General features: G+C 67.7%; 18 protein-coding genes. 12 read left to right on the top strand and 6 right to left on the bottom strand.

Annotation, left to right across the window (positions count from 1 at the left end):
- Positions 1-213 precede the first annotated feature (213 nt).
- Both Amac_RS48180 and purS read right to left on the bottom strand, forming a co-directional pair.
- Positions 214-663: an ATP-binding protein gene (locus tag Amac_RS48180; RefSeq protein WP_155361160.1), complete on the bottom strand. Its 450-nt coding sequence runs from the start codon at positions 661-663 to the stop codon at positions 214-216.
- Between the two features lie 916 nt (positions 664-1579).
- On the bottom strand, positions 1580-1831 hold the full coding sequence (gene purS / locus Amac_RS48175; protein WP_155361159.1) for a phosphoribosylformylglycinamidine synthase subunit PurS: 252 nt from the start codon (positions 1829-1831) through the stop codon (positions 1580-1582).
- A 270-nt stretch (positions 1832-2101) separates the two neighbouring features.
- Here purS and pdhA point away from each other — a divergent pair, with 270 nt between their 5' ends.
- The 4 genes from pdhA (at position 2102) to Amac_RS48155 (ending at position 6667) form a co-directional block, all read left to right on the top strand.
- Entirely contained in the window at positions 2102-3190 is a 1089-nt protein-coding gene (gene pdhA, locus Amac_RS48170) for a pyruvate dehydrogenase (acetyl-transferring) E1 component subunit alpha (protein WP_155361158.1), read from the top strand.
- Positions 3187-4161, top strand: coding sequence for an alpha-ketoacid dehydrogenase subunit beta (locus Amac_RS48165; RefSeq protein WP_155361157.1), 975 nt, complete (start codon positions 3187-3189; stop codon positions 4159-4161). Before pdhA ends, Amac_RS48165 begins: the two co-directional genes overlap by 4 nt.
- 11 nt (positions 4162-4172) lie before the next feature.
- Positions 4173-5684: a dihydrolipoamide acetyltransferase family protein gene (locus Amac_RS48160; protein WP_155361156.1), complete on the top strand. Its 1512-nt coding sequence runs from the start codon at positions 4173-4175 to the stop codon at positions 5682-5684.
- 209 nt (positions 5685-5893) lie between these two features.
- Entirely contained in the window at positions 5894-6667 is a 774-nt protein-coding gene (locus Amac_RS48155; RefSeq protein WP_155361155.1) for a hypothetical protein, read from the top strand.
- A gap of 404 nt (positions 6668-7071) precedes the next feature.
- On the opposite strand, the gene Amac_RS48150 is transcribed toward Amac_RS48155, so the two are convergent.
- Positions 7072-7902 (bottom strand): collagen-like domain-containing protein, encoded by an 831-nt coding sequence (locus Amac_RS48150; RefSeq protein ID WP_170323030.1) that lies wholly within the window; start codon positions 7900-7902, stop codon positions 7072-7074.
- 304 nt (positions 7903-8206) lie between these two features.
- Here Amac_RS48150 and Amac_RS48145 point away from each other — a divergent pair, with 304 nt between their 5' ends.
- From Amac_RS48145 to Amac_RS48135, 3 genes are read left to right on the top strand one after another with little or no spacing between them, the layout of a single operon-like run.
- The gene (locus tag Amac_RS48145) at positions 8207-10339 is read left to right on the top strand and encodes an adenylate/guanylate cyclase domain-containing protein (protein ID WP_246269175.1); all 2133 of its coding nucleotides are present in this window, start codon (positions 8207-8209) and stop codon (positions 10337-10339) included.
- Positions 10340-10382: 43 nt separating this feature from the next.
- On the top strand, positions 10383-11048 hold the full coding sequence (locus Amac_RS48140) for a Crp/Fnr family transcriptional regulator (RefSeq protein WP_155361153.1): 666 nt from the start codon (positions 10383-10385) through the stop codon (positions 11046-11048).
- Between the two features lie 36 nt (positions 11049-11084).
- On the top strand, positions 11085-12575 hold the full coding sequence (locus Amac_RS48135; protein WP_155361152.1) for an MFS transporter: 1491 nt from the start codon (positions 11085-11087) through the stop codon (positions 12573-12575).
- Here the strand turns inward: Amac_RS48135 and Amac_RS48130 are convergent.
- Entirely contained in the window at positions 12505-13197 is a 693-nt protein-coding gene (locus Amac_RS48130) for a TetR/AcrR family transcriptional regulator (protein ID WP_155361151.1), read from the bottom strand. The genes Amac_RS48135 and Amac_RS48130 overlap by 71 nt on opposite strands.
- Before the next feature lie 78 nt (positions 13198-13275).
- On the opposite strand from Amac_RS48130, the gene Amac_RS48125 reads away from it, so the two are divergent.
- On the top strand, positions 13276-14673 hold the full coding sequence (locus Amac_RS48125) for an MFS transporter (RefSeq protein WP_155361150.1): 1398 nt from the start codon (positions 13276-13278) through the stop codon (positions 14671-14673).
- 44 nt (positions 14674-14717) lie between these two features.
- Here Amac_RS48125 and Amac_RS48120 read toward each other — a convergent pair whose 3' ends face one another.
- Entirely contained in the window at positions 14718-16820 is a 2103-nt protein-coding gene (locus Amac_RS48120) for a PhoX family protein (RefSeq protein ID WP_155361149.1), read from the bottom strand.
- 187 nt (positions 16821-17007) lie between these two features.
- On the opposite strand from Amac_RS48120, the gene Amac_RS48115 reads away from it, so the two are divergent.
- Positions 17008-17448 (top strand): sterol carrier family protein, encoded by a 441-nt coding sequence (locus tag Amac_RS48115; RefSeq protein WP_155361148.1) that lies wholly within the window; start codon positions 17008-17010, stop codon positions 17446-17448.
- 90 nt (positions 17449-17538) lie between these two features.
- Here the strand turns inward: Amac_RS48115 and Amac_RS48110 are convergent, their stop codons facing one another.
- Positions 17539-17841, bottom strand: a complete 303-nt coding sequence (locus tag Amac_RS48110; RefSeq protein WP_155361147.1) for a DUF4190 domain-containing protein — start codon at positions 17839-17841, stop codon at positions 17539-17541.
- A 601-nt stretch (positions 17842-18442) separates the two neighbouring features.
- Here Amac_RS48110 and Amac_RS48105 point away from each other — a divergent pair.
- The 3 genes from Amac_RS48105 (at position 18443) to purM (ending at position 21796) form a co-directional block, all read left to right on the top strand.
- The gene (locus tag Amac_RS48105) at positions 18443-18823 is read left to right on the top strand and encodes a hypothetical protein (protein WP_155361146.1); all 381 of its coding nucleotides are present in this window, start codon (positions 18443-18445) and stop codon (positions 18821-18823) included.
- A gap of 514 nt (positions 18824-19337) precedes the next feature.
- Positions 19338-20774: an amidophosphoribosyltransferase gene (gene purF, locus Amac_RS48100; RefSeq protein ID WP_155361145.1), complete on the top strand. Its 1437-nt coding sequence runs from the start codon at positions 19338-19340 to the stop codon at positions 20772-20774.
- A complete protein-coding gene (gene purM, locus Amac_RS48095; protein ID WP_155361144.1) occupies positions 20771-21796 on the top strand; it encodes a phosphoribosylformylglycinamidine cyclo-ligase in 1026 nt (341 codons plus the stop codon). The genes purF and purM overlap by 4 nt, the downstream gene beginning before the upstream one ends.
- Positions 21797-22130 lie beyond the last annotated feature (334 nt).

Raw genomic sequence — 22130 nt, 5'->3', positions numbered from 1 at the left:
ATCCCCCAGCAAAGCAGGCCTGACCATGGCACATCGCCCCGCCCGAGAGAGATGGACGGGGCAGGCACGGCGAGTTTCCGGTCCCGGACGGTCTGACCGCGACGAGTCGCCGTTCCGCGAGAAATGGCGTGGAGCAACCGTGACTGGTTGGAGGCTCGGGAGATGGACGGGGCAGACGTGCTGAATTGTCGGTTCTGGGACAGGAGGGAGTGATCAAACCGCGACGAGTTGGCGGTCGCGGGAGATGTGATGGGCGATCGCGTCCTCGTCCCAGTCGAGTTCCTTGCTCAGGCGGACGGTGGTTCCGCTGCCTGGAGTGATGTCGAAGGAAATCTCGTCCACCACGGACTGCATGATCATGATTCCCCGGCCGTTCTCCGTCTCCCCCGACGGATACTGCTGCGGAATCGCGGTCAGCCCATGTCCGCGATCCATAATGCGCAGTTCGCAACGCCAGTCATCGATTGCCGCCTGCACTTGGTATCGGGTCGCGGGTCCCCCATGTCTGACCGCATTGGCACAAGCCTCAGAAGTAGCCAGCAAAAGGTCCGACACGCACTCCTCGGTCACGCCCAACGACCGCAGGGCATCCCCGAGCACACGACGAACCATCGGGATGCCGATCGCATCACGCGGGAGAGCCAACGAGAACTCAATGTCCACTGGGGCCCTCCCTTCGACGTAGGTCACTAAGACGTGCTTCCCCAGAGGATCAGGCCTAATCGCAACCACGCGATCAAAATCACGCGCTTGTCATTCACGCTTAACGCGCCAACCTCACGGGGGGTCGAATGGTTGCCGTGATTGTTCCCACCCGCCCACCCTTGATTTGTTTCCGGGGCTGCCGCCCCGACCCCTGGAGATTGCCCACTCCGGGGGCTTCGCCCCGCCCTCCGGCCAGCGCAAACCCTTACAACACACCCGCAGACGCGACCAGCGTCCACAAATCCGTGGACGCGACAGCGTCTGCACACATCCGCGAACACGGCCAGCGTCGACACATCCGTTGGACGCAACAACTTCCGCACACATCCGCAGACGCGACCAGCGTCGACACATCCGTTGGACGCGACAACGTCTGCCCACATCCGCGGACGCGACCAGCGGCCGTGGTGATCTCCGCCCCAGTGATCGACCTGCTCCGCAGTACGCCGTCCCGCGACGACCGCGCCGGTCGCGTGGTATTCGTCGGTGAACTGCCCGGCTGCCCTGTCCGTCCGGCGCCGCTCCCCGTCTGGCGTGAGGCCCCATTCGTGCAGCCGGAGGAAGCCGTCGCCACTGCGGTTGGCGTTTCCACCATCCGTGGACACGGCCACCGTTTGTCGTCAAGGACCGGTGCGAAGTACGGCGGGTCACCCTGCGGGTGGGCAGGGCGGACACGTAGGCCGACGTAAGACCGTGCCCGAGACCACCGCGCCCGCGATGGCCGCTGACCAGCGGCTCACCAGAGGCCCACTATCACGGTCGGCCGGAGTGTCCGCCCTGCCCACCCGCTACGGACCCCAGCCCTCACACCCCACCCGGTCACTTACAGCAGAAACCAGCATCCGAGCGTCTCAACGGCCTGAGAAAGCAAGGCTCAAGCGTCTTCCTCCACACGTACCTGGAAGTCTTCGATGACCGTGTTCGCCAGGAGGGTTTCGGCAATTTTTCGGGCCTCGGTGAGTGTGGCTTCTGTTGCAGGGCCGGGGAGTTCGAGTTCGAAGCGTTTGCCCTGGCGGACGTCGGTGATGGTGGTGAAGCCCAAGCGAGGGAGGGCGCGGGCGATGGCTTGGCCCTGGGGGTCGAGGATCTCGGGCTTGAGCATGACGTCGACGATCACGCGCGCCACTGTCGGTTCCTCCTGGTAGAAGTGCTGGATGCGGGCTCAGCCTAGCGGTCCGTGGCAGCGTAAGTTATCCACAGGCTGTGGATTGTGTGGGAGGTCTGCCACCGGGAACGGGGAGAATGTGAAGGGGCCTTGTGCATGGGGGTGTGACCTCTGTAACCATGTCCGCATACGTGGACGTTCCCCCACCAAACGGAACAGAAGCGTCTGGAATCGGCCGAATCACGGTGGCGACCCCAACCGTGATAGGCCCCGACCGCGCAGGAGTGGCACATGACTGCCTCCACTACCGGCCTAACGGCACCCCCTGAGCTCGTCCAGCTTCTCACCCCCGAGGGAGAACGGATCGAGCACCCCGACTACAAGATCGACCTTACCGCGGAGGAGGTCAAAGCCCTCTACCGTGACCTGGTCCTGGTCCGCAGGATCGACCTGGAGGCCGTCGCCCTCCAGCGCCAGGGCGAGCTCGGCCTGTGGGCCTCACTGCTCGGCCAGGAGGCCGCGCAGGTGGGCTCGGGCCGCGCGCTGACCGACGTCGACATGGCCTTCCCGACCTACCGCGAGCACGGCGTGGCCTGGTGCCGCGGCGTCGACCCGATCAATCTGCTCGGCCTGTTCCGCGGAGTCAACCACGGCGGCTGGGATCCAGCCGAGCACAATTTTCACCTCTATTCGATCGTCATCGGCACCCAGACGCTGCACGCGGTGGGCTACGCGATGGGCATCCAGCGGGACGGCGCCGAGGCCGCCACGATCGTCTACTTCGGCGACGGCGCGACCTCGCAGGGCGACGTGAACGAGGCGTTCATCTGGGCATCGGTGTTCAACGCGCCGGTCGTGTTCTTCTGCCAGAACAACCAGTGGGCGATCTCCGAGCCACTGGAGAAGCAGTCCAGGATCCCGCTGTACAAGCGCGCTTCCGGGTTCGGCTTCCCGGGCGTCCGAGTGGACGGCAACGACGTGTTCGCCTGTCTCGCCGTCACGCGCAAGGCGCTGGCCGACGCCCGCGCCGGGCAGGGGCCGACGATGGTGGAGGCGTTCACCTATCGGATGGGCGCGCACACCACCTCCGACGACCCGACCCGCTACCGGGTGGCCGACGAGCTGGAGGCGTGGAAGCTGAAAGATCCGATAGAACGGGTCAAGGCGTATCTGTTCCGCGGCGAACTCGCCGACCAGGAGTTCTTCGACAAGGTCGAGGCGGAGGCCGACGCGCTCGGCAAGGAGCTGCGCCGCTCCTGCCTGGCGCTGCCCGACCCCGCCCCCGAGGCCCTTTTCGACCATGTGTACGCCGAGCCCCACGCCCTCATGGCGGACGAGCGCGAGCAGTACCTCAGCTACCTGGCGGGGTTCGAACGATGACCGTACTCACGCTGGCCAAAGCCCTCAACGAGGGCCTGCGCGCCGCCATGGACGCCGATCCCAAGGTTCTCATCATGGGCGAGGACGTGGGCAAACTCGGTGGCGTGTTCCGCGTCACCGACGGCCTGCAGAAGGACTTCGGCGAAGATCGTGTGATCGACACGCCGCTGGCCGAATCCGGGATCATCGGGACCGCGATCGGGCTGGCCATCCGCGGCTACCGGCCGGTCTGCGAGATCCAGTTCGACGGGTTCGTGTTCCCGGCGGCCGACCAGATCATCACCCAGCTGGCGAAGATGCCGCTACGGTCGCTGGGCAAGCTCAAGCTTCCGGTCGTGGTGCGGATTCCGTGCGGCGGCGGGATCGGGGCGGTCGAGCACCACAGCGAGTCGCCGGAGGCGTATTTCACGCATACGGCGGGGTTGCGGGTGGTCGCGTGCTCCAACCCGGTCGACGCGTACACGATGATTCAGGACGCGGTGCGCTCCGACGATCCGATCGTGTTCTTCGAGCCGAAGCGGCGTTACTGGGACAAGGCCGACGTGGAACTCGGCGCTCCCGGACTGCCGCTGGGGAAGGCCAAGGTGGTGCGAACCGGGAACGACGTGACCCTCCTGGCGTACGGGCCGATGGTGAAGACGTGCCTGGAGTCGGCGGCGGCGGCCGAGGACGACGGGCGGTCGGTCGAGGTGATCGATCTGCGGTCGCTCAGCCCGCTGGACATGGGGGTGATCACCGAGTCGGTGAACCGGACCGGGCGGTGTGTGGTCGTGCACGAGGCGCCGGTGTTCACCGGGCTCGGCGGGGAGCTGGCGGCGCGGATCAGCGAGGCGTGCTTCTTCCGGCTGGAGTCGCCGGTGCTGCGGGTGGGCGGGTTCTCGACGCCGTATCCGCCGTCCCGGCTGGAGGATCACTACCTGCCGGATCTGGATCGGGTGCTGGACGCCGTCGACCGTGTCCTGGCGTACTGAGGGGGTGCGCGATGCGACGTGAGTTCAAGCTTCCGGATGTCGGCGAAGGCCTGACCGAAGCGGAGATCGTCAAATGGCACGTCTCGCCGGGTGATCCGGTCCGGGTGAACCAGACCATCGTGGAGATCGAGACCGCGAAGGCCGTGGTGGAGCTGCCCTGCCCGTTCGAGGGCACGGTGGCGGCGCTGCTGGTGCCTGAGGGGGAGACGGCCGATGTGGGGTCGCCGATCATCGCGGTGGACACGGTGCCGGACGAAGACGCGCCCCCGCCGGCACAGCCCCCCGCACTGACCGAGGACATGGTGCCCCAGGTGCCCGAACCGACGCGGGAGGAACGCCAGCCCGTTTTGGTTGGGTACGGCGTGAAGCTGGGCGCCACCAAACGACGCCCCCGCAAGTCTCCCCCAACACCGGGAACCTCCGGTGGGAGTGCCGGATCGTCCGGCGGAGGAAATGCGGCCAGCGTGCGGAATGTGGCCGGTGTCGGAAGTGCGGCCGGTGTCGGAAGTGCGGCTGGCGTCGGAAGTGCGGCTGGCGTCGGAAGTGCGGCTGGCGTCGGAAATGTGACGGTGCTGGCGAAGCCGCCGGTGCGCAAGCTGGCCAAGGATCTTGGCGTGGATCTGTCGGGCATCGCCGGAACCGGACCGCGCGGGTCGATCACCCGGGAGGACGTGCAGGCGGCGGTTTCGCGACCGGCGATGCCCGGGACCGTGGCGGAACCCGCCACGGAGAGGTCCAATGGGGTCCAGCTGGAAGCTCCCGGCAGCGTCACCGGGGTCACCGGGGCCACCGGGCAAGTTCTAGCGCCCGGACATGTCGGAAATATCGCCCGGGAGGAACGTATTCCTGTCCGGGGTGTGCGGAAGGCGACGGCGGCGGCGATGGTCGCCAGCGCGTTCACCGCGCCGCATGTGACCGAGTTCCTCCAGATCGATGTCACCGAGACCATGAACGCCGTGCAACGGCTGCGCGCGTTGCCCGATTTCGAGGGAGTCAAGGTTTCGCCACTGCTGCTGGTGGCAAAAGCGCTGCTCACGGCGGTGCGGCGGTATCCAATGGCCAACGCCACCTGGGCCGACGACGCGATCGTGGTGAAACGCTACGTGAACCTGGGCATCGCGGCCGCGACCGAGCGCGGCCTCATCGTGCCCAACGTCAAGGACGCCGACGCGATGTCCCTGCCAGGGCTGGCCAGGGCGCTGTCCGAGCTGACCGATCGGGCCCGGGCGGGCAAATGCGGCCCCGCCGAGCTGACCGGTGGCACGATCACAATCACGAATGTGGGCGTCTTCGGTGTCGACGCCGGAACCCCGATCCTCAACCCCGGCGAGGCCGCGATCCTGGCGTTCGGCCAGATTCGCGACATGCCCTGGGTGGTAGACGGGCAACTGGCCGTCCGCAAGGTCACCACGCTGGCACTCTCGTTCGACCATCGAATCATCGACGGCGAACTGGGTTCGTATGTGCTCCGGGACGTCGGCGCAATGCTGACGGATCCACTACGAATACTCGCCTGGAGCTGATCTTGAGTGCCGCAACCGCGCTGCAAGGTCGCGACCAGTAATCCCCAAGAGGACATTCCTACTCTGAACGCAGGTTCTCCTCGAAGGCGTGCCGTGCCTTCGGGACTCCGGGAGCCTCGCTGAAAAGTCGCGCGGCGAGACCGGCGCCGGGCCCCCTCGGAAAGGGCCTCGCCGCGCGATCAGTGCCTGGATGGCGCTTGGAGGATCCCGTGACCGCGGAACGCGTGGAGCACATCAGCCCGGTCCGCTGGCCCGGGGACGGCGATGCCGGACATATCGGTCCGGATAACTGTCTGGTACGCGTCGATGACGTGCACTTATCCCTGGCCGAGGCAGTGACCGTGGTCCGCCACCTCTCCCAGCGAGATCGCGGGTTACGAGACGAGATCGTCGAACACTGCCTGATCAAGGCCGAAACCCGGAACGACCCCGAGCCGTTGACCGAGGACGAACTCCGGTTCGCGGCCGAGGAGTTCCGCCTGGGCATCGGCCTGCGCGACCCCGCCTCGACCCTCGCCTGGGTGGCCGAGATGGGCATGACCGGCGGCCAGTTCGAGGAGTTCATCGCGAGCATCGCCCGCCGCACCCGCTTCCGCCGCCGCAAATCCGCCGAACTCGCCCCCGCCTACCTGGACGCCCACCGCCCCGACTTCGACCAGGTCCGCGCCCTCTGGGTCACCAGCTCCCACCCCATCCACGGCGAACTCCTCCGCGGCCTCGGCGGCCTCCTCGGCTGCGCCGAAGCCTCCGTCACCCTCGGCCAACGCCACGCCCACACCCTCCCCGCCCCACTCCGCCACGCCCCCCGCGACACCTTGATCGGCCCAGTACGGCACGACAACACCTACCTCACCGGCCTGATCCTGGAACGCCACCCCGCCACCCCCGACCAACCCACCCTGGCCGCCGCCGGCACAGCCGCCTTCACCCAATGGCTAACCGAACGCCGCAACCAGGCCTCCATCGAGTGGCACTGGCTCTAACCCGCGATTCGTCGGGTTACTCGCCGTATTCCGGCGCCGATCACGTCCGCATCAGTTCTCGCCGTCCCGGCGCCAAGAGGGACCGGCGGCCAACCGGCACCAAAACAACTCAGAGCGCTCAATCATCACTTGCCGATCTCCTCCCTCGGCACCGCACCGAAGAGGCCGTGGCAGGGCACCCGGGCTATGGCGTGATCGGGATAGCCTCGGCCGATCACCGGTGCGGTGACAACAACCGAGGCCATACTCGATCGGCTTCGCCGCCGTCCAGATGGTTGGACGAGAATGCGAAAGCCCTTCCGGCGCCGATCCGGAAGGGCCTTCGGGTGCATGGCGTTGTCAGCAGGTCGGTGGAACCCCTACGGACTCCGCCGGTGACGGCATCGAACCTGTCCAGCGTGCGGTCAGATGCAGACGACGTACATCTTGACCTTGGCCGTGTTGTCGTCGATCGAGAGCTTCACGTACCAACCGGTGGGGGTACCGCTGGAGCTCGACGGGCGGTCGGCCAAGGTGAGCCTGACGTTGGAGGCACCGCTGATGATCTCGTAGCCGCCGCTGACGAGTTTCTTGCCGTTATCACAGTTCAGGGTGGCGGAGTTGTTGTGCTCGCTGAAGGTGATATCGGAGGACGACTTTACGGCCGGGCTGATCGAACCGCCGGTGCCGGGGTCGCCCTTGTCACCCTTGTCACCCTTGTCACCCTTCAGGCCCTGTAGGCCTTGCAGGCCTTTGTCGCCCTTCTCGCCATCCGCGCCCTTCGGGCCGGTGGGACCGACCGGGCCAGCGGGGCCGTTGGTTCCGTTCTCACCCTTGTCGCCCTTCGGGCCCTGGGGGCCGGTTTCGCCCTTCAGACCTTGCGGGCCTTGGGGACCCTGCGCGCCGGTGTCGCCCTTCGGGCCCTGGGGGCCGGTGTTGCCGGTCTGGCCCTTCGGGCCCTGCGGGCCGGTCTGGCCGCGAAGGCCCTGGGGGCCCTGGGCGCCGGTCATGCCCTGGAGGCCCATGGGGCCCTGTTCGCCCTGGCCGCCCCAGCTGATCTTGGTCTCCGTGACGCGGCACTTGGTGGTCGCGTTCACGATGCGTGCGTAGCGCGTCTTCTTGTTGACACACGCGTAGATGACGGTGTCAGCAGCCGACGATGCGGTCGCCATGCCCCCCACGGCAAAAATGGATCCAGCAAGTGCGCCAACGGTCAAGATCCCGATCGTGCGCCCGCCCGGCAACCTGATAGCCACTGAGCTTCCTTCCGTTTAATCTGTGCCCTCTGGTACAGAAGGTGAACTGAGTGATAGACGTTTCAACAATCCAGGCGGATCACGTGATAAACATCACGGCTCTGTATCGGTGAACCGGTAATAGTCCGTAGTAGCCGCAAGCGGCGTTGGCGATGCTGGTTCGCGCCGGGATAATCGGCACCGTTCGGGAGGATTACCTCGCCCAATCTGGCGCGGTAGACACGCACGTCCAGGGAGCGAACCAGGGCTGAGCGGCTGAGCCGCGGGGCGATGGGTGCGTTGACTGGCTCATACGGAGGCAGCTGTGCCGTCGAGCGACCCCACCACGACAGACCTGAGCAGGCCCCACGAGGGCGCGCGCGAACCGTTCCTGCCGCCCGCCACCCAGCCGGTGCGCGGCGTCGTCTGGCTGATCCACATGACGCTGCCCATGCTCGGCCTCTGGCTGCTGCTGGCCCACCCGGTCGACCAGGACCCGACGACCGTCGACCTGGACCACAAGTGGCAGCACAATCCCAGCCACTTCTGGCTGATCCTGGCCGTCGCGGGGGTGAACCTGGTGCTCGGCGCGCTGATCAGCCAGGCAGCGACCCGGCGCAAGGACGCCCGGTTGTTCCTGGTCTCGCTGGTGTTCCTGAGCAGCGCCGGATTCTTCCTGCTTCACGGCCTGGCCACCCCGAAGATCTTCCTGGACGGCGGCACGGTCGGTTTCGACCTGGCCCAGCCGGTCGGCCTCACCATCGCGTCGATCTTCGCGTTCCTGGCGGGGCTCCCGCTCGGGGAACGCCAGGCCGCGACCGTGCTCCGCGCCCAGCTCCCGCTGCGCGTGCTGCTCGCGACCATCATGATCGCCTGGGGTTTCGCCTCGCTGGTCCCCGGCCTCACCCCGCTGAGCGACCCGCTCCCCGCCGACGGCCTGAGCCTCGGCCCGTACGCGCTGATCGGCATCGTGCTCTACGCCGCCGCCGCGGCCATGATGTTCGCCTTGCACCGCAAACGCCCGGCGGCCGTGCTGATCAGCCTGATCACCTCGTTCGCGCTGCTGGCCGAGGCGATGATCGCGGGCATGTCGCACCACAACTGGCACCTGTCCTGGTGGCTCTGGCACGTGCTGCTGACGTTCGCGTTCGTGTTCGTGGCCTACAGCGCGTACATCCAGTTCCGGCGGGAAGGCTCCGGCGCCGGCCTGTTCGACGCCGTCGCGCTGTCGGCGACCGTACGGCGCATCCAGGCCCAGTACGAGGAGGCTCTCGAAGAGCTGGTCGGCCACCTGCGGCGCAGGACCGAGTCGGGGGTGCCGGTGGCCACCCGGCTGGCGGGGCGGTTCCGGCTCACCGAGGGGCAGGCGGCGGTGCTGGACCGGGCCGGGAAGGCGCTGGCGGACGAGCGCGAGCTGTCGGACCGGCTGGCCGCGCTGGTGCACGTCGGCGGCCGGGCCCGGGTCGGGCTGGCCGAGACGCAGCTGCTGACCGACGCCCTCGAGCGGGTACGGCAGGCCTACGGCGACGTCCGCCTCAGCCTGATGCAGAACGGCGTGCTGGTGCCGTACCCGGCGGTGAACGGAACGCGGGGGGAGGCGCCGGTGGCGGCGCTCGCGGCGGGGCGGCCGGTGCCGGTGACCGGGGCGGTGGTGCATCCGCTCACGGTGAAGGGGCGGCTGGCGGGGGCGCTGACGGTTCCGGTGGGGACGACCTCGCAGGATGAGGCGCTGGCGGCGACGCTGGCCAGCCAGCTGTCGATCGCGCTGGAGAACGCCCGGCTGTATGCGGAGCTGGACACGCTGTTCCGGGCGTACATGTCGCCGGATGTGGCGCAGAGCCTGCTCGCGGATCCGAACCGGGCCGCGCTCGGGGGGTCGCTGGTGGAGGTGACCGCGCTGTTCGCGGACCTGCGCGGGTTCACCACGTTCTCGGAGCGGGTCTCGCCGGGGGAGATCGTGGCGATGCTCAACCGGTTCCACACGGCGGCGGTGCCGTGCATTCTGGGCAACGGCGGCACGATCGTGCAGTTCGTCGGAGACGCGCTGCTGGCCCTCTTCAACGCGCCCGCGGAGCAGCCGGACCACGCGGAACGCGCGGCGCAGGCGGCCCTGGACATGCAGCGCGCGGCGGCCCGGGTGAACGCCGAGGTGCTGAGCGAGCAGAACGCCGGGCTGGTTTCGGACGTCGAATGGCCGCAGTTCCGGGTGGGGGTGAACACCGGCCCCGCGCTGGTGGGCAATATCGGCAGCCCCGAGTTCCGCGGCTTCAACGCGATGGGCGACGCGGTCAACGTGGCGGCCCGGCTGCAGGCGCTGGCCGAACCGGGCACGGTGGTGATCGGCCAGTCCACCCGCGACCTGCTGGCCTCCCCCGCGGACGTGCGCTCACTCGGCCATCTGAGCCTGAAAGGCAAGGACCAGACGGTGCACGCGTACGTACTGACGGCACTTGGGTAAAAGTCCCTTTACGGGCACCCCCCGGGGGCCCAAGACTGACCGCATGAACACTCCGGAACCGGGCGAGTTTCTCGCCCTGCTCACCGCAGAGGAGATCGCGGACTTTCGTACGGCCGGGAGACCCCGCCGGTGGGATCGTGGCTCGACGGTGATGAGCGAGGGCGACAAGTCCGACTGGGTGCTGGTGCTGACCTCGGGGCGGGTGAAGGTGTCCTCGCACACGGCCGTGGGCACCGAGGTGGTGCTGGCCGTGCGCGGGCCCGGCGCGCTGCTCGGCGACATGTCGGCGGTGGACGGCGGCCCGAGGTCGGGCACGGTGACCGCGCTGGAGCCGATCGAGGGCATCGTGGTCCGCGATTTCGCCGGATTCCTGCATGAGCACGGCAGGATCGCGGTGCTGCTGCTGCAACTGATCACCGGCAGGTTGCGGGACGCCGACCGCAAACGCATCGAGTACGGCGCGTTCGACACCACCGGACGGGTCGCCACCCGCCTGGTCGAACTGGCCGAACGGTACGGGGAGGCCACCAACGAGGGCGTCCGGGTCATGTTGCCGCTCTCCCAGGACGAGCTGGCCGGCTGGACCGGCGCGTCGCGGGAGGCGGTCAGCAAGGCGCTGCGCAGCCTGCGCGACCGGGGCCTGATCGAGACCGGCCGCCGCCGCGTGATCATCTACGACCTGGAGGGCCTGCGGAAGCGCGCCCGGTGAGCCCCGCCTCCGGGCGGTGATTCACAATGGTATTTCGTGGTTGCCGTCCCCCTGGAACCAGGTTCTCCCGAATACGCAAGAGCACTCAGATACGCGTGGAAGGTCTGCTCGGTCACCAGCCTCGGCCTGGTGCTGATCGGGATCAGTGGGAGCACGCTGAATGTGGCGCTGCCGTCGGTGGTGCGGCACTTCCAGGCGAGCCCGTTCGCGGCCAGCTGGGTCCTGCTGGCTTTCCTGCTGGTGAACACGGCGACGCTGGTGCTGTTCGGGCGGGTCGCGGATCTGCTCGGGCGGCGCGAGGTCTATCTCGTGGGGTTCGCGCTGTTCACGGTGGCCTCGCTGCTGGCGGGGCTGGCTCCGGACGTCTGGGTGCTGATCGGGCTGCGGGCGATCCAGGGGCTGGGCGCGGCGATGATCCTGGCGAACGGGACGGTGATCATCGCCGATGCGTTTCCGGCTGATCGCCTCAGCCAGGGCATGGGTGTTTATATCGGGACATTGTCGGTGGCGCAGCTGGCCGGGCCCACGCTGGGCGGCCTGATCGCGGACATCCTGGGCTGGCAGTGGATCTTCTGGATCAACGTGCCGGCGGGGCTGATCGCGCTGTTCTGGGGCATGTTCACGCTCAGGGAGACGACCCCCCGCGAACGCAAGCCTGTAGACGTAACCGGAAATATCATCATTTTCGCGGCTTTATCGGCGGCGTTGGTGGCGCTCACGGAGGCGGGGTCGCGCGGGCTCGGGAGTCCGGTCGTGATCGTGGGCGGGGCGATCTTCCTGGTGCTGGTGCCCGTCCTGGTCATGGTCGAGCGGCGGGCGACATATCCGGTCTTAGATGGCACGTTGTTCCGTGCCCGGATGCTCGCCCTGACCAATGTGGCCTCGTTCTGCAACGCGCTGGCCAGGGCGTCGCTGATCCTGCTGGCCGGGCTGTATTTCCAGGCCGCGCGCGGGGTGGACGCGCTGGCCGCCGGGGTCGCCCTGCTGCCGGTGCCGATCGGGATGGCGCTGGCCTCGCCGATCGCGGGGTCGCTGGGGCGGCGGATCAGTCCGTACCTGATCGCGGTGGGCGGGGCGAGCCTGAGCGCGGGCGGGCTGCTGATTCTGGTGTTCAGCACCGCGTCGCCGTACTGGGTGATCGGGGTTGGGCTCTTTCTGGCGGGATGTGGCAGTGGGACGTTCCTGACCGGGAACACCACGCAGGTGATGGCCGCGCTGCCGGCCGGCAGCCTGGGGGTGGTGAACGGATTCCGGCTCATGATCATGAATATCGGGATCGTGCTCAGCGTCGGGTCCACACTGAGCCTGCTGACCGGGTCGGTCTCGCCGGAGCTGCGGGCTCAGGTCTACCAGGGCACGCTGGCGCGCCTGTCGCCGGTCGCGGTGGAGCAGCTGATGGGCGGGTTCCGGGTCACCTACGCGGCGCTGTTCTGCGTGAGCCTGCTGGGGGCGATCTTCACTGCGCTGGCCTACCCCAGCCGGCACACGGGCGAGGCCGGGCCGCCTGCGCCTCCACCCCAGCCATGAGCAGGTCGATGCCGAACGCGTAGTAACGCTCGACATCCGGCTCCGTGGCGAAGGTCTTCGCGAACTCCACCACCCGCGGGAACCGGTCGGCGGGCAGCGACTCCAGGTGCAAGCGCTTCTGCCGCCGCCACTCGATCGCCTCCTCCGTGGTGAAGGTACTCGGGCAGCCAGGCTCCCCGTCGACCAGGGCGATCACGCCGTGCATCAGGAGCGAGGAGATCAGGAAGCCCTCGTCGAGCGCGAAGCCCCCCTGGGCGAGCAGGTCGAGCGCGGTGTTGGTGGCGGTCGTGAAGCTCTCCACACCCTCATTCTTGAGCGACGGGAGCAGCCCGATCAGCGCCGGGTGCCGCCGGATCACCCCGGTCAGCGCCTCGACCATCGCGCGCAGCCGGACATTCCACGGCGAATCCGGCTCGAACTCGGGGGTGACCTCGCGGAGCAGGTGATCGGCCATGCCCTCCAGCAGCTGGTCCTTGTTCTTGAAATGCCAGTAGAGCGCCATCGGCGTGACGCCGAGCACCTGGGCCAGCCGCCGGATGGTGACGGCCTCCAGGCCTTCGGCGTCGGCGAGCTTGATGGCCTGCTCGACGACGGTCTCCCGGCTCAACTTCTCTGGTGCCACTTGACAACTATACGACGTACACGTTCTCCTATGCACTGTACATGTACGCCGTATATGTACACCGTATAAGGAGGCGAGATGAACAGATGGTTGGCGCTCACAGCCGTGGCGCTTGCGACCTTTATGACCTATTTGGATAATAATGTGGTGAATGTCGCACTCCCCACTATCCAACGGGAGCTCGGGCTGAGCATCTCCGGGCTTGAGTGGATCGTCAGCGCGTACATCCTGGTCTTCGCCGGGCTGCTGCTCGTCGGCGGGCGGCTGGCGGACGTGTTCGGCCTGCGGGCGGTCTTCTTCGCCGGGCTCGGGATCTTCACCGTGGCGTCGGTGGCCGCCGGGCTCGCGAACGGTCAGGAGATCCTGATCGGGGCCCGCGCGTTGCAGGGCATCGGCGCGGCCCTGGTCACCCCCGCGTCGCTGGCGCTGCTGCCCCGGCTCTTCCCCGACCCGCGCGAGCGCGCCACCGCCGTCGGCATCTGGAGCGCCGTCGGCGCCCTCGCCCTGGCGATCGGCCCGCTCACCGGCGGCCTGCTCAGCGAGAACGTGGACTGGGGCTGGATCTTCCTGATCAACGTCCCGATCGGCCTGGTCACCGCCGTCCTGGCCGCGATGCACATCCGGATCGAGCCCACCGCTCGCGCCACCGCGACCCGCCTCGACCTGCCCGGCCTGGCCGCCTCCACGGTGGCGCTGTTCGCGCTGACCTTCGGCCTCATCGAGGGCGAGTCCCAGGGCTGGTCGTCGGCCCCGATCCTCGGCGCGTTCGCGCTGGCGGTGCTCGCCTTCGCGGGCTTCCTGGTGATCGAGTCGCGCTCCCGCCAGCCGATGATCGACCTGTCGCTGTTCCGGGAGCGGGTCTTCAGCGGCGGCCTGCTGTCGATGGGCCTGTGGGCGTTCGGCGTCTTCGGGATCTACTTCTTCACCGCGATCTACCTGCAGAGCGCGCTGGGCTTCACCCCCACCCAGGCCGGCGCCGGGTTCGTCCCGATGGCGCTGCTGATGGCCGTGCTGGCCACCATGTCACCGCGGATCGCCGAACGTTTCGGCACGGCCCGGGTGGTCGCGTTCGGCCTGGCCCTGATGGCGGTCGCCATCGGCGCGATCTCCAACGTCGGGGCCGGTTCCGACTATCTCGACCTGCTGCCCTGGTTCCTGCTGTACGGCGCGGGCGCGGGCCTGCTCGTCCCGCTCACCAACGTGATCCTCGGCGCCATGCCGGCCGGGCGGGCGGGGGTCGCCTCGGGCGTGCTGAACGTCTCCCGCGAGGTCTTCGGCCTGCTCGGCATCACCATCCTGGGCGCCATCCTGAACGCGCGCCAGACCGCGCCAACCATGGCCGCCTTCCTGGACGCCTACCAGTTCACCCTGCTCATCGCCGCGGCCATCGTGCTCGTCGGCGTCCCCGTCAGCCTGTACGCCCTGCGCCAGACCCGCACAGAAACCCCCGAACGTGTCCTCGAACCCGTGGGATGAGAAAACGCGATGCCCCCGGTTCGTCCCGGGGGCATCGCGTTTTTTCAGGAACCGATCTTCTTGCCCTGCTTGTGCCAGGCCACCGCGACCGACGGCCGCGGCTGGTCGCCGTCCGGCCAGCGGCTGGTCGGGGCGTCCGGGGTGGCGCCGGTGGTCTCACCGGGGTGCTGCACGGCCACGAAGACGCTGCGCTGGTCATCGGTGATGAACGGGCCGCAGGTCTCGGCCGCGAACGGGACAGTCAGGAACTGCCGCACGAAACCGCGCTCCTTGCCCTGCGTCGGCATCACGAAGAGGCCGTCGTTGGTGCCCAGCGCGTTGCCGTCGGTGGCGATCCACAGGTTGCCGTCGGCGTCGAAGGCCACGTTGTCCGGGCACGAGATCGGCGAGACCTTGGTCTTGTCGAAGCCCGCGAAGTACGTGCTCGGGTCGTTCGGGTCACCGCAGATCAGCGGCAGCGACCAGGCGAACTTGGTGGCTCCGGCGTCGTTGCGGGACTCGACGATCTCCAGGATGTGGCCGTGCCGGTTGGACGGCCGGGGGTTGGCCTCGTCCAGCTGGGCGGCGGTCCGGTTGGTGTTGTTGGTGAGGGCCAGGTAGATGGCGCCGTTGACCGGGTTGCGCTCCATGTCCTCGGGGCGGTCCATCTTGGTCGCGCCCACCTTGTCGGCGGCGGTCCGGGTGAAGACCAGCACCTCCTGTGCGGTCATCCCGGGCACGAACGACTTGTTGCCGCTGACCAGCGGGATCCACACGCCGGAGCCGTCGAACGCGCCGTCGGCGGGCAGCTTGCCGGTGCCGTCGATCTCGGCGGCCGGGCTGTCACCGGTGAGCTTGGCGACGTAGAGGGTGCCCTCGTCGAGCAGGTCGCGGTTGTGGCGGTCGAAGCCGGGGATGTACCGGTCCTTCGACACGAACTTGAAGAAGTACTCGAAGCGCGAGTCGTCCCCCATGTACGCCACCAGCTTGCCGTCCTTGGCGATGGTGGTGGTGGCCGCCTCGTGCGCCATCCGGCCGAGCGCGGTGCGCTTGATCGGGGTGCCGTCCGGGTCGAAGGGGTCGATCTCCACGATCCACCCGAAACGGTTGATCTCGTGGGGGTGCTTGGCCAGGTCGAAACGCTCCTCGATCCGGTCGAAGCGCCGGCTGCCGCTGGGGATGGCGGCCGTGGTGCTGATGCCGTACCGGGTGAGGTTGGCCTTCTGGTCCTCCGGGACGCCGTTGCCGCCCACGAAGTACTGGTTCCAGTTCTCCTCAGCGGTCAGGATGGTGCCCCACGGGGTGGTGCCGCCGGCGCAGTTGTTGAGCATGCCCTTGACGACCTTGCCGTGCGGGTCGGCGGCGGTCTTCAGCAGGTCGCTGCCGGCCGCCGGGCCGCTGAAGCGCATGGGGGTCTGGGCGGTGATGCGGCGGTTGTACTTGCGGCGGCCGCTGGTGACCAGGGCCCACTTGCCGCTCTTGCCGACTCGCGCGATCTCCACCAGCGAGCCGCCGTGCGCGGCCAGACCGATCTTGATCTGCTCCTCGGTGGCGGCGGTGCCGTCGGTGTAGCCGCGGAACATCAGGTTCTCGTCGGTGTACTCGTGGTTCACCCAGAGCAGCGCGCGGTCCTTGCCCATGGGGATCAAGGTGACGAAGTCACAGTTGTACCCGAACTGCGTCGCCTGGGCGGCGGCGGTCTGGTTGTTGAAGTTGAAGGCGGGCGCGCCCGGCAGCACCGGGTCGCCCCAGCGCACCACGACCGAGTGGTCATAGCCCGTCGGCACGGTCAACGCGTCCAGTTTGTTCGGCGCGACCGGGGTGAACTTCAGGCCGCTCGACCCATGCCCGCCATGTCCGCCATTTCCGCCATGGCCTCCGATGACTGATTCTTTGTCTCTGACAGGGTCAGCGGCGGCGGGGAGAGCCGCCCCGACACCCACGACGCCAGTCGAGACCACCAGCGCGCCAAGCGCCCCGGCCCGGAGCGCGCCCCGGCGGGAGATCGCCTCCGTGACGATGTCTCCGAAATAGGGGTTGTCGCTGGGGTTCGACACCTCATGGGCGCATGCGTTACCACAACGGAAGGCACAAGTGAGAGAGCTACGGCCACCCGCGTGCGGGGCGGACAGCAGCGGCAGGGTTCTACGCGGTGACGGATTCGTCACAGCTCCTCCAAGGGGGTTTGCGCGGGAATGCGGAGCACGCGCACGTCCCGGCACATGCTCCCCGCCGGGACGGTACGGCGGTCAGCCGAACCTGAGGTGAACAATGTTTACCCGAACAGTGAACGCTCGTCCCACAGACCTCGTCAGTATCGTGCTGACCAGCGTGTGCTGCCGGGAGAATGGGTGGATGGCCGCACGCAGACTCGATCCCGCGAAGATCCATGCCGCGCTGGACGCGCAGTTGGCCGAGTTGGGGGATCCGCCGTTCAGCGGTCCCGCGGCCGGGGTGGGGCCGGCGTGTGTGGCGGTGGTGTTGCGGGTCTATGACCTGGGGGGACAGCCGTTACGGGAGGCTGCTCGGGCGGCGGTGCGGTATCTGCTGGAGGAGCTGGTGGCCGTTGCTCCGGGGCGTACGGTGGAGGTGCGGGTGCCGCCGTACGCGGCGGTGCAGTGTGTGGAGGGGCCGCGGCATACCCGGGGGACGCCGCCCAATGTGGTGCAGATCGAGGCGCGGACCTGGCTGGAGCTGGCCACCGGGCGGACCGCGTGGGGGGACGCGATCGCGGACGGGCGTGCCACGGCTAGTGGCTCACGTGCTGATCTGTCCGCTTATTTGCCGCTGGGTTGAGGATGCCGTTGGCCAGAGGTCAGCAGATCTGTCCGCTCTCTGCCCTTGGCCCAAAGTCAGGTCCGTTGGCCCATTTGTTGCTGTTTGAGGTCAATTGTCCAAGGTTTCGGTGTTGAGTTTGCGTTCCAGGCAGCGCTGGGCGGATTCCTGGGTTGGGTGCAGGGCGGTGTCGAAACATTCGTCGATGCCCTTGTTGTGGACCCAGCTCCAGAGGGCGGCCGCCAGGATCGCGCCGAGGACCAGGGTGGCGATGCTGAGGACCAGGCCGATGATCGCGCGGGGCTTGTTGGAGCGTTTGGTGATCGCGACGATGCCGATGATCACGCCGACGATCGCGGTGAGCATGCCGATGCCGCACACGAACAGCAGGATGATGCTGGCGATGCCGAGCACCAGTGCCGCAGTGCCCAGTCCGCCGCCCTGCTGCGGGGTGGGGGGGTAGGGACCACCACCTTCCGGCGGGTACGGGCTGCCGCCTCCGGGCGGCGGATAGGCGGGTACGCCCGGATATGCGCCGGGAGGGCCGTAGCCTCCCGGTGTCCCGCTGTAGGGGCCTTCGCCCGGAGTGCCTGGATGGCCCTGAGCGCCTGGTTGCCCTGGAGTGCCTGGCTGTCCTTGCTCGCCCGGCTGTCCGTGGGCTCCCGGCTGTCCAGGAGTTTCGGGGCCCTGCGCTTGCGGTTGGTCTGGAGTTCCTGGTTGGCCTGGAGTTCCTAGTTGGCTGGGTGTACCCGCCTGGCCTGGAGTTCCTGGCTGGCCGGGCACGCCCGACTGGTCTGGAGTTCCTGCTTGGGCGGACATACCTGATTGGCCGGGCGTTTCCGGGTTCCAGGTTTCGCTGTTGCTCGGGTGCCCTGCCCCCTCCGAGGGTCGATTTATCCCTGGATCATGTGACATGCGGTCACCAAAGTGATCCGTCTGGCCCCATCGCCCAAGGGGCCAGGCACTGGCCGGCGGATCGGACGCGGCCCTGAGCTCGTCTGCGGCGAACACCTTGGTGTCCACGGCGTCCGGCTCCGAGTCATGGGGAGCGAAGGTCGGCTGGATCGCCCCCGGCGGCATCCTGCTGCCCCACGTCACGGGGTTCGGATTCGCGTTCGGCCACGTCTCATTCGGGGGCATCCCGGAGTTCGGAGCCGCGTTCGGCCACGTCTCATTCGGGGGCATCCCGGGGTTCGGAGCCGCGTTCGGCCAAAACTCGTCCGGGGACGTACCGGCATTCGGAGTCTCGTCCGGCGAAGTCGCGAGATTTGGCAGCAAGGAAGGCCGGATCGCGATGTTCGGTGTCGGATTGGGCGGTGGAGCCAGGGTCGGCCGGAGCCGGTTCGGCTGCGGAAACGCCCACTCCTTCGGATCCGGCTGGCTCGGCGGCCCCTGATCCTCGTGAGTATCCTGCGTCCGCCGGAACCCCTGATTCTCCTGCGGATGCGGGTACGGCCAAGGCCACGGCTGGGAATCCGCCGACGGCCAGGGAAGATCGATGTCGGGCTCCTCCCAGGAATTAGGCCTCTTGTCCGGATACGCGTCGCGTGGGTCGGCCCACTCGCCTTGGCTGCGATCCTCAGGTGTCGTCACGGTCTTCTCCCCCGGACTGAATTTGGGCATGCCGGAGATCCCAGGCTCCCTCCCTACGGGCGCGACTAACCGGGCCGACACGGCAAAGCCAGTTCAATCCTTTGGTCCGGATTGCGTAATCAACTTGACGCCACCCGCTCCTGCACCACGAAGCGTCTTCGGGCAACCTCCGCACCGTAAGTCGTATGTCCCGGCGTGGCCGCGCCTGTGTCTGGACTGAGGAACGCAGGTCGCGGAGCGGCCGGAAGGCGCGGCCATGTCACTGCAAGCCCGCCGCGCCGGAGGCGTGGCAATGTGACTGCAATAGACTCAAGCATGTGCTGAAGGGCGACGGCCATCTGAGCCATGACCTTGACCCGCTGGACCAGGGCCCGAAGGACGCGTGTGGCGTCTTCGGCGTCTGGGCGCCAGGGGAGGATGTTTCCAAACTCACCTACTACGGGTTGTACGCGTTGCAGCACCGCGGCCAGGAGTCCGCGGGCATCGCGGTAAGCGAAGGAACCCGGATCCTCGTCTACAAGGACATGGGTCTGGTCGCGCAGGTGTTCGACGAATCGGTGCTGGGGACCCTCCGTGGCCACCTGGCCATCGGGCACTGCCGCTATTCCACGACCGGATCCAGCGTCTGGGAGAACGCGCAGCCCACGCTGAACTCGACCGAGGTCGGCGGTCTCGCGCTGGCTCACAATGGCAACCTGATCAACACTGGCGAGCTGGCGGTTCGGCTCGCTCCGGGCACGATTCGGGCAACCACCGATACCGAGGTACTGACCGCGCTGCTCGCGCAGGACGGCTCCCGGCCCATCGAGGACGCGGCCGCTGAGGTGTTGCCCCAGGTCAGGGGTGCGTACTCACTGGTTTTCATGAATGAGACGACCTTGTTCGCGGCGCGCGACCCGCAGGGGGTCAGGCCGCTGGTGCTCGGGCGGCTGGAGCGTGGCTGGGTGGTCGCCTCCGAGACGGCGGCGCTGGACATCGTGGGCGCGGTGTTCACCCGGGAGATCGAGCCCGGCGAGCTGATCACCATCGACGAGCGTGGCGTGCGGTCCCGCAGGTTCGCGCTCGCCGAGCCGAAGGGTTGCTTGTTCGAATACGTCTATCTGGCCCGGCCTGATACCTCGATCGCTGGGCGGGGTGTGCAGGCCACCCGGGTGGAGGTGGGGCGGCAGTTGGCCCGGGAGCATCCGGTTGACGCTGATCTGGTCATTCCGACCCCCGAGTCGGGTACGCCGGCCGCGATCGGTTACGCGGAGCAGAGCGGTATTCCGTACGGGCAGGGGCTGGTCAAGAACTCCTATGTCGGGCGTACCTTTATCCAGCCGTCGCAGACGATCAGGCAGTTGGGCATCCGGTTGAAGCTGAACCCGTTGCGCGAGATCGTGCAGGGTAAGCGGCTGGTGGTGGTGGACGATTCGATCGTGCGTGGCAATACGCAGCGGGCGATCGTGAAAATGTTGCGCGAGGCGGGTGCGACCGAGGTGCATGTGCGGATCTCGTCGCCGCCGGTCTCGTGGCCGTGCTTCTACGGGATCGACTTCGCGACCAGGGCGGAACTGATCGCCGGGTCGTTGTCGGTGGATGAGATCTGCCAGTCGCTGGGGGCGGACTCGTTGGGTTACATCTCGCTGGATGGTCTTACCCGGGCTACCACGATTCCGGCGGGTCGGCTGTGCCGGGCGTGTTTCGATGGCGATTATCCGATCCCGATCGATCAGGATCAGGTGGGGAAGTACGTGCTTGAGGCGAAAGTATGAGTTCCTACGCTGAGGCCGGGGTCGACATCCAGGCCGGTGATCGTGCGGTTGCGCTGATGAAGGCCAAGGTGGCGCGGTCGCGGCGGGCTGAGGTGGTGGATGATGCCAGCGGGTTCGCGGGGTTGTTCGATGCCTCGGCGCTGTTGAGGTTCCGGCGGCCCTTGTTGGCGACCTCTACCGATGGGGTCGGGACGAAGGTGATGCTGGCGCAGCGGCTGGACAAGCACGACACGATCGGGATCGATCTGGTCGGTATGGTCGTGGATGATCTGGTGGTGTGTGGGGCTGAGCCGTTGTTCATGACGGATTACATCGCCTGCGGGAAGGTGGTGCCTGAGCGCATCGCGGAGATTGTGGGGGGTGTGGCGGAGGGGTGCCGGTTGGCCGGGTGTGCGCTGGTCGGTGGTGAGACCGCTGAGCATCCGGGGGCGATGGGGGCTGATGAGTACGATCTGGCCGGTGCCGGAACGGGCGTTGTCGACGCCGACGCCCTGCTTGGTCCCGATCGGGTACGGCCTGGCGATGTGGTTCTCGGGTTGGCTTCCTCCGGGGTGCATTCCAATGGTTACTCTCTTGTCCGCCATATCCTGAAAAATGCGGACCTGAGCCTGGATCAGCACCTGCCTGAGCTCTCCCGAACCCTCGGCGAGGAGCTCCTCGAACCAACGCGAATCTACTCGCTCGACTGTCTGGCCCTGCTCCGTGAGGCCCCTGTCCATGCGTTCGCCCACATCACCGGCGGCGGCCTGGCCGCAAACCTGTCTCGCTCCCTCCCTGGTACGGCTGACGCCCGCCTAGACCGCTCGTCCTGGACACAACCCGCGATCTTCACCGCCCTCGCAGAACGCGGCAAAGTCCCCCAGGCCGACATGGACCACACATTCAACCTGGGCGTCGGCATGTGCGCCATCCTCCCCGCCGACAACGCCGACCAAGCAGTAGCTCTACTCAACGCCCGCGGCGTCCCCACGTGGATCCTCGGCGAAATCACCCCCGGCACCGGCAGGGCGGTCTTCACCTAAAAGTGGTTCTCCCACCCACCCTCCCTTTTTGCCCTGCGGGCCGGCCTGGTCCCCAGCGGTCGCTCCGCTAACTCCGCAACCCAGAAGCGTGGCCCACAAGAACCACCACAACCGTGGAACCAGGCGAAACCCAGAGGGACAACAAGCCCCGAAGCGTAAGCCACAAGAACCACCACAACTGCGGGACTAAGGCGGAACCCCAAGGAAACGGTGGGAGTTCCACGGCAATCAACCAGGCGTCGTGCAGCGATTGGGGGTTCCGTAGCGGATGGTGGCGAAGCCACGGCGCCCACGGGGCCGGGCGGAGCCCGGACAAACACAAAGGGTGGGCGGG

Origin of the sequence: Acrocarpospora macrocephala (assembly GCF_009687865.1) — a bacterium.
GTDB lineage: Bacteria > Actinomycetota > Actinomycetes > Streptosporangiales > Streptosporangiaceae > Acrocarpospora > Acrocarpospora macrocephala.
The sequence above is the reverse complement of the archived record's forward strand: the minus strand, read 5'-3'. Positions and strand labels throughout refer to the sequence as shown.

What these genes read in the sequence shown, in the direction of transcription:
- pdhA (WP_155361158.1), top strand. Translation starts at nt 2,102, where the DNA reads ATGACTGCCTCCACTACCGGCCTAACGGCACCCCCTGAGCTCGTCCAG.
- Amac_RS48165 (WP_155361157.1), top strand. Translation starts at nt 3,187, where the DNA reads ATGACCGTACTCACGCTGGCCAAAGCCCTCAACGAGGGCCTGCGCGCC.
- Amac_RS48160 (WP_155361156.1), top strand. Translation starts at nt 4,173, where the DNA reads ATGCGACGTGAGTTCAAGCTTCCGGATGTCGGCGAAGGCCTGACCGAA.
- Amac_RS48140 (WP_155361153.1), top strand. Translation starts at nt 10,383, where the DNA reads ATGAACACTCCGGAACCGGGCGAGTTTCTCGCCCTGCTCACCGCAGAG.
- Amac_RS48125 (WP_155361150.1), top strand. Translation starts at nt 13,276, where the DNA reads ATGAACAGATGGTTGGCGCTCACAGCCGTGGCGCTTGCGACCTTTATG.
- Amac_RS48115 (WP_155361148.1), top strand. Translation starts at nt 17,008, where the DNA reads ATGGCCGCACGCAGACTCGATCCCGCGAAGATCCATGCCGCGCTGGAC.
- purM (WP_155361144.1), top strand. Translation starts at nt 20,771, where the DNA reads ATGAGTTCCTACGCTGAGGCCGGGGTCGACATCCAGGCCGGTGATCGT.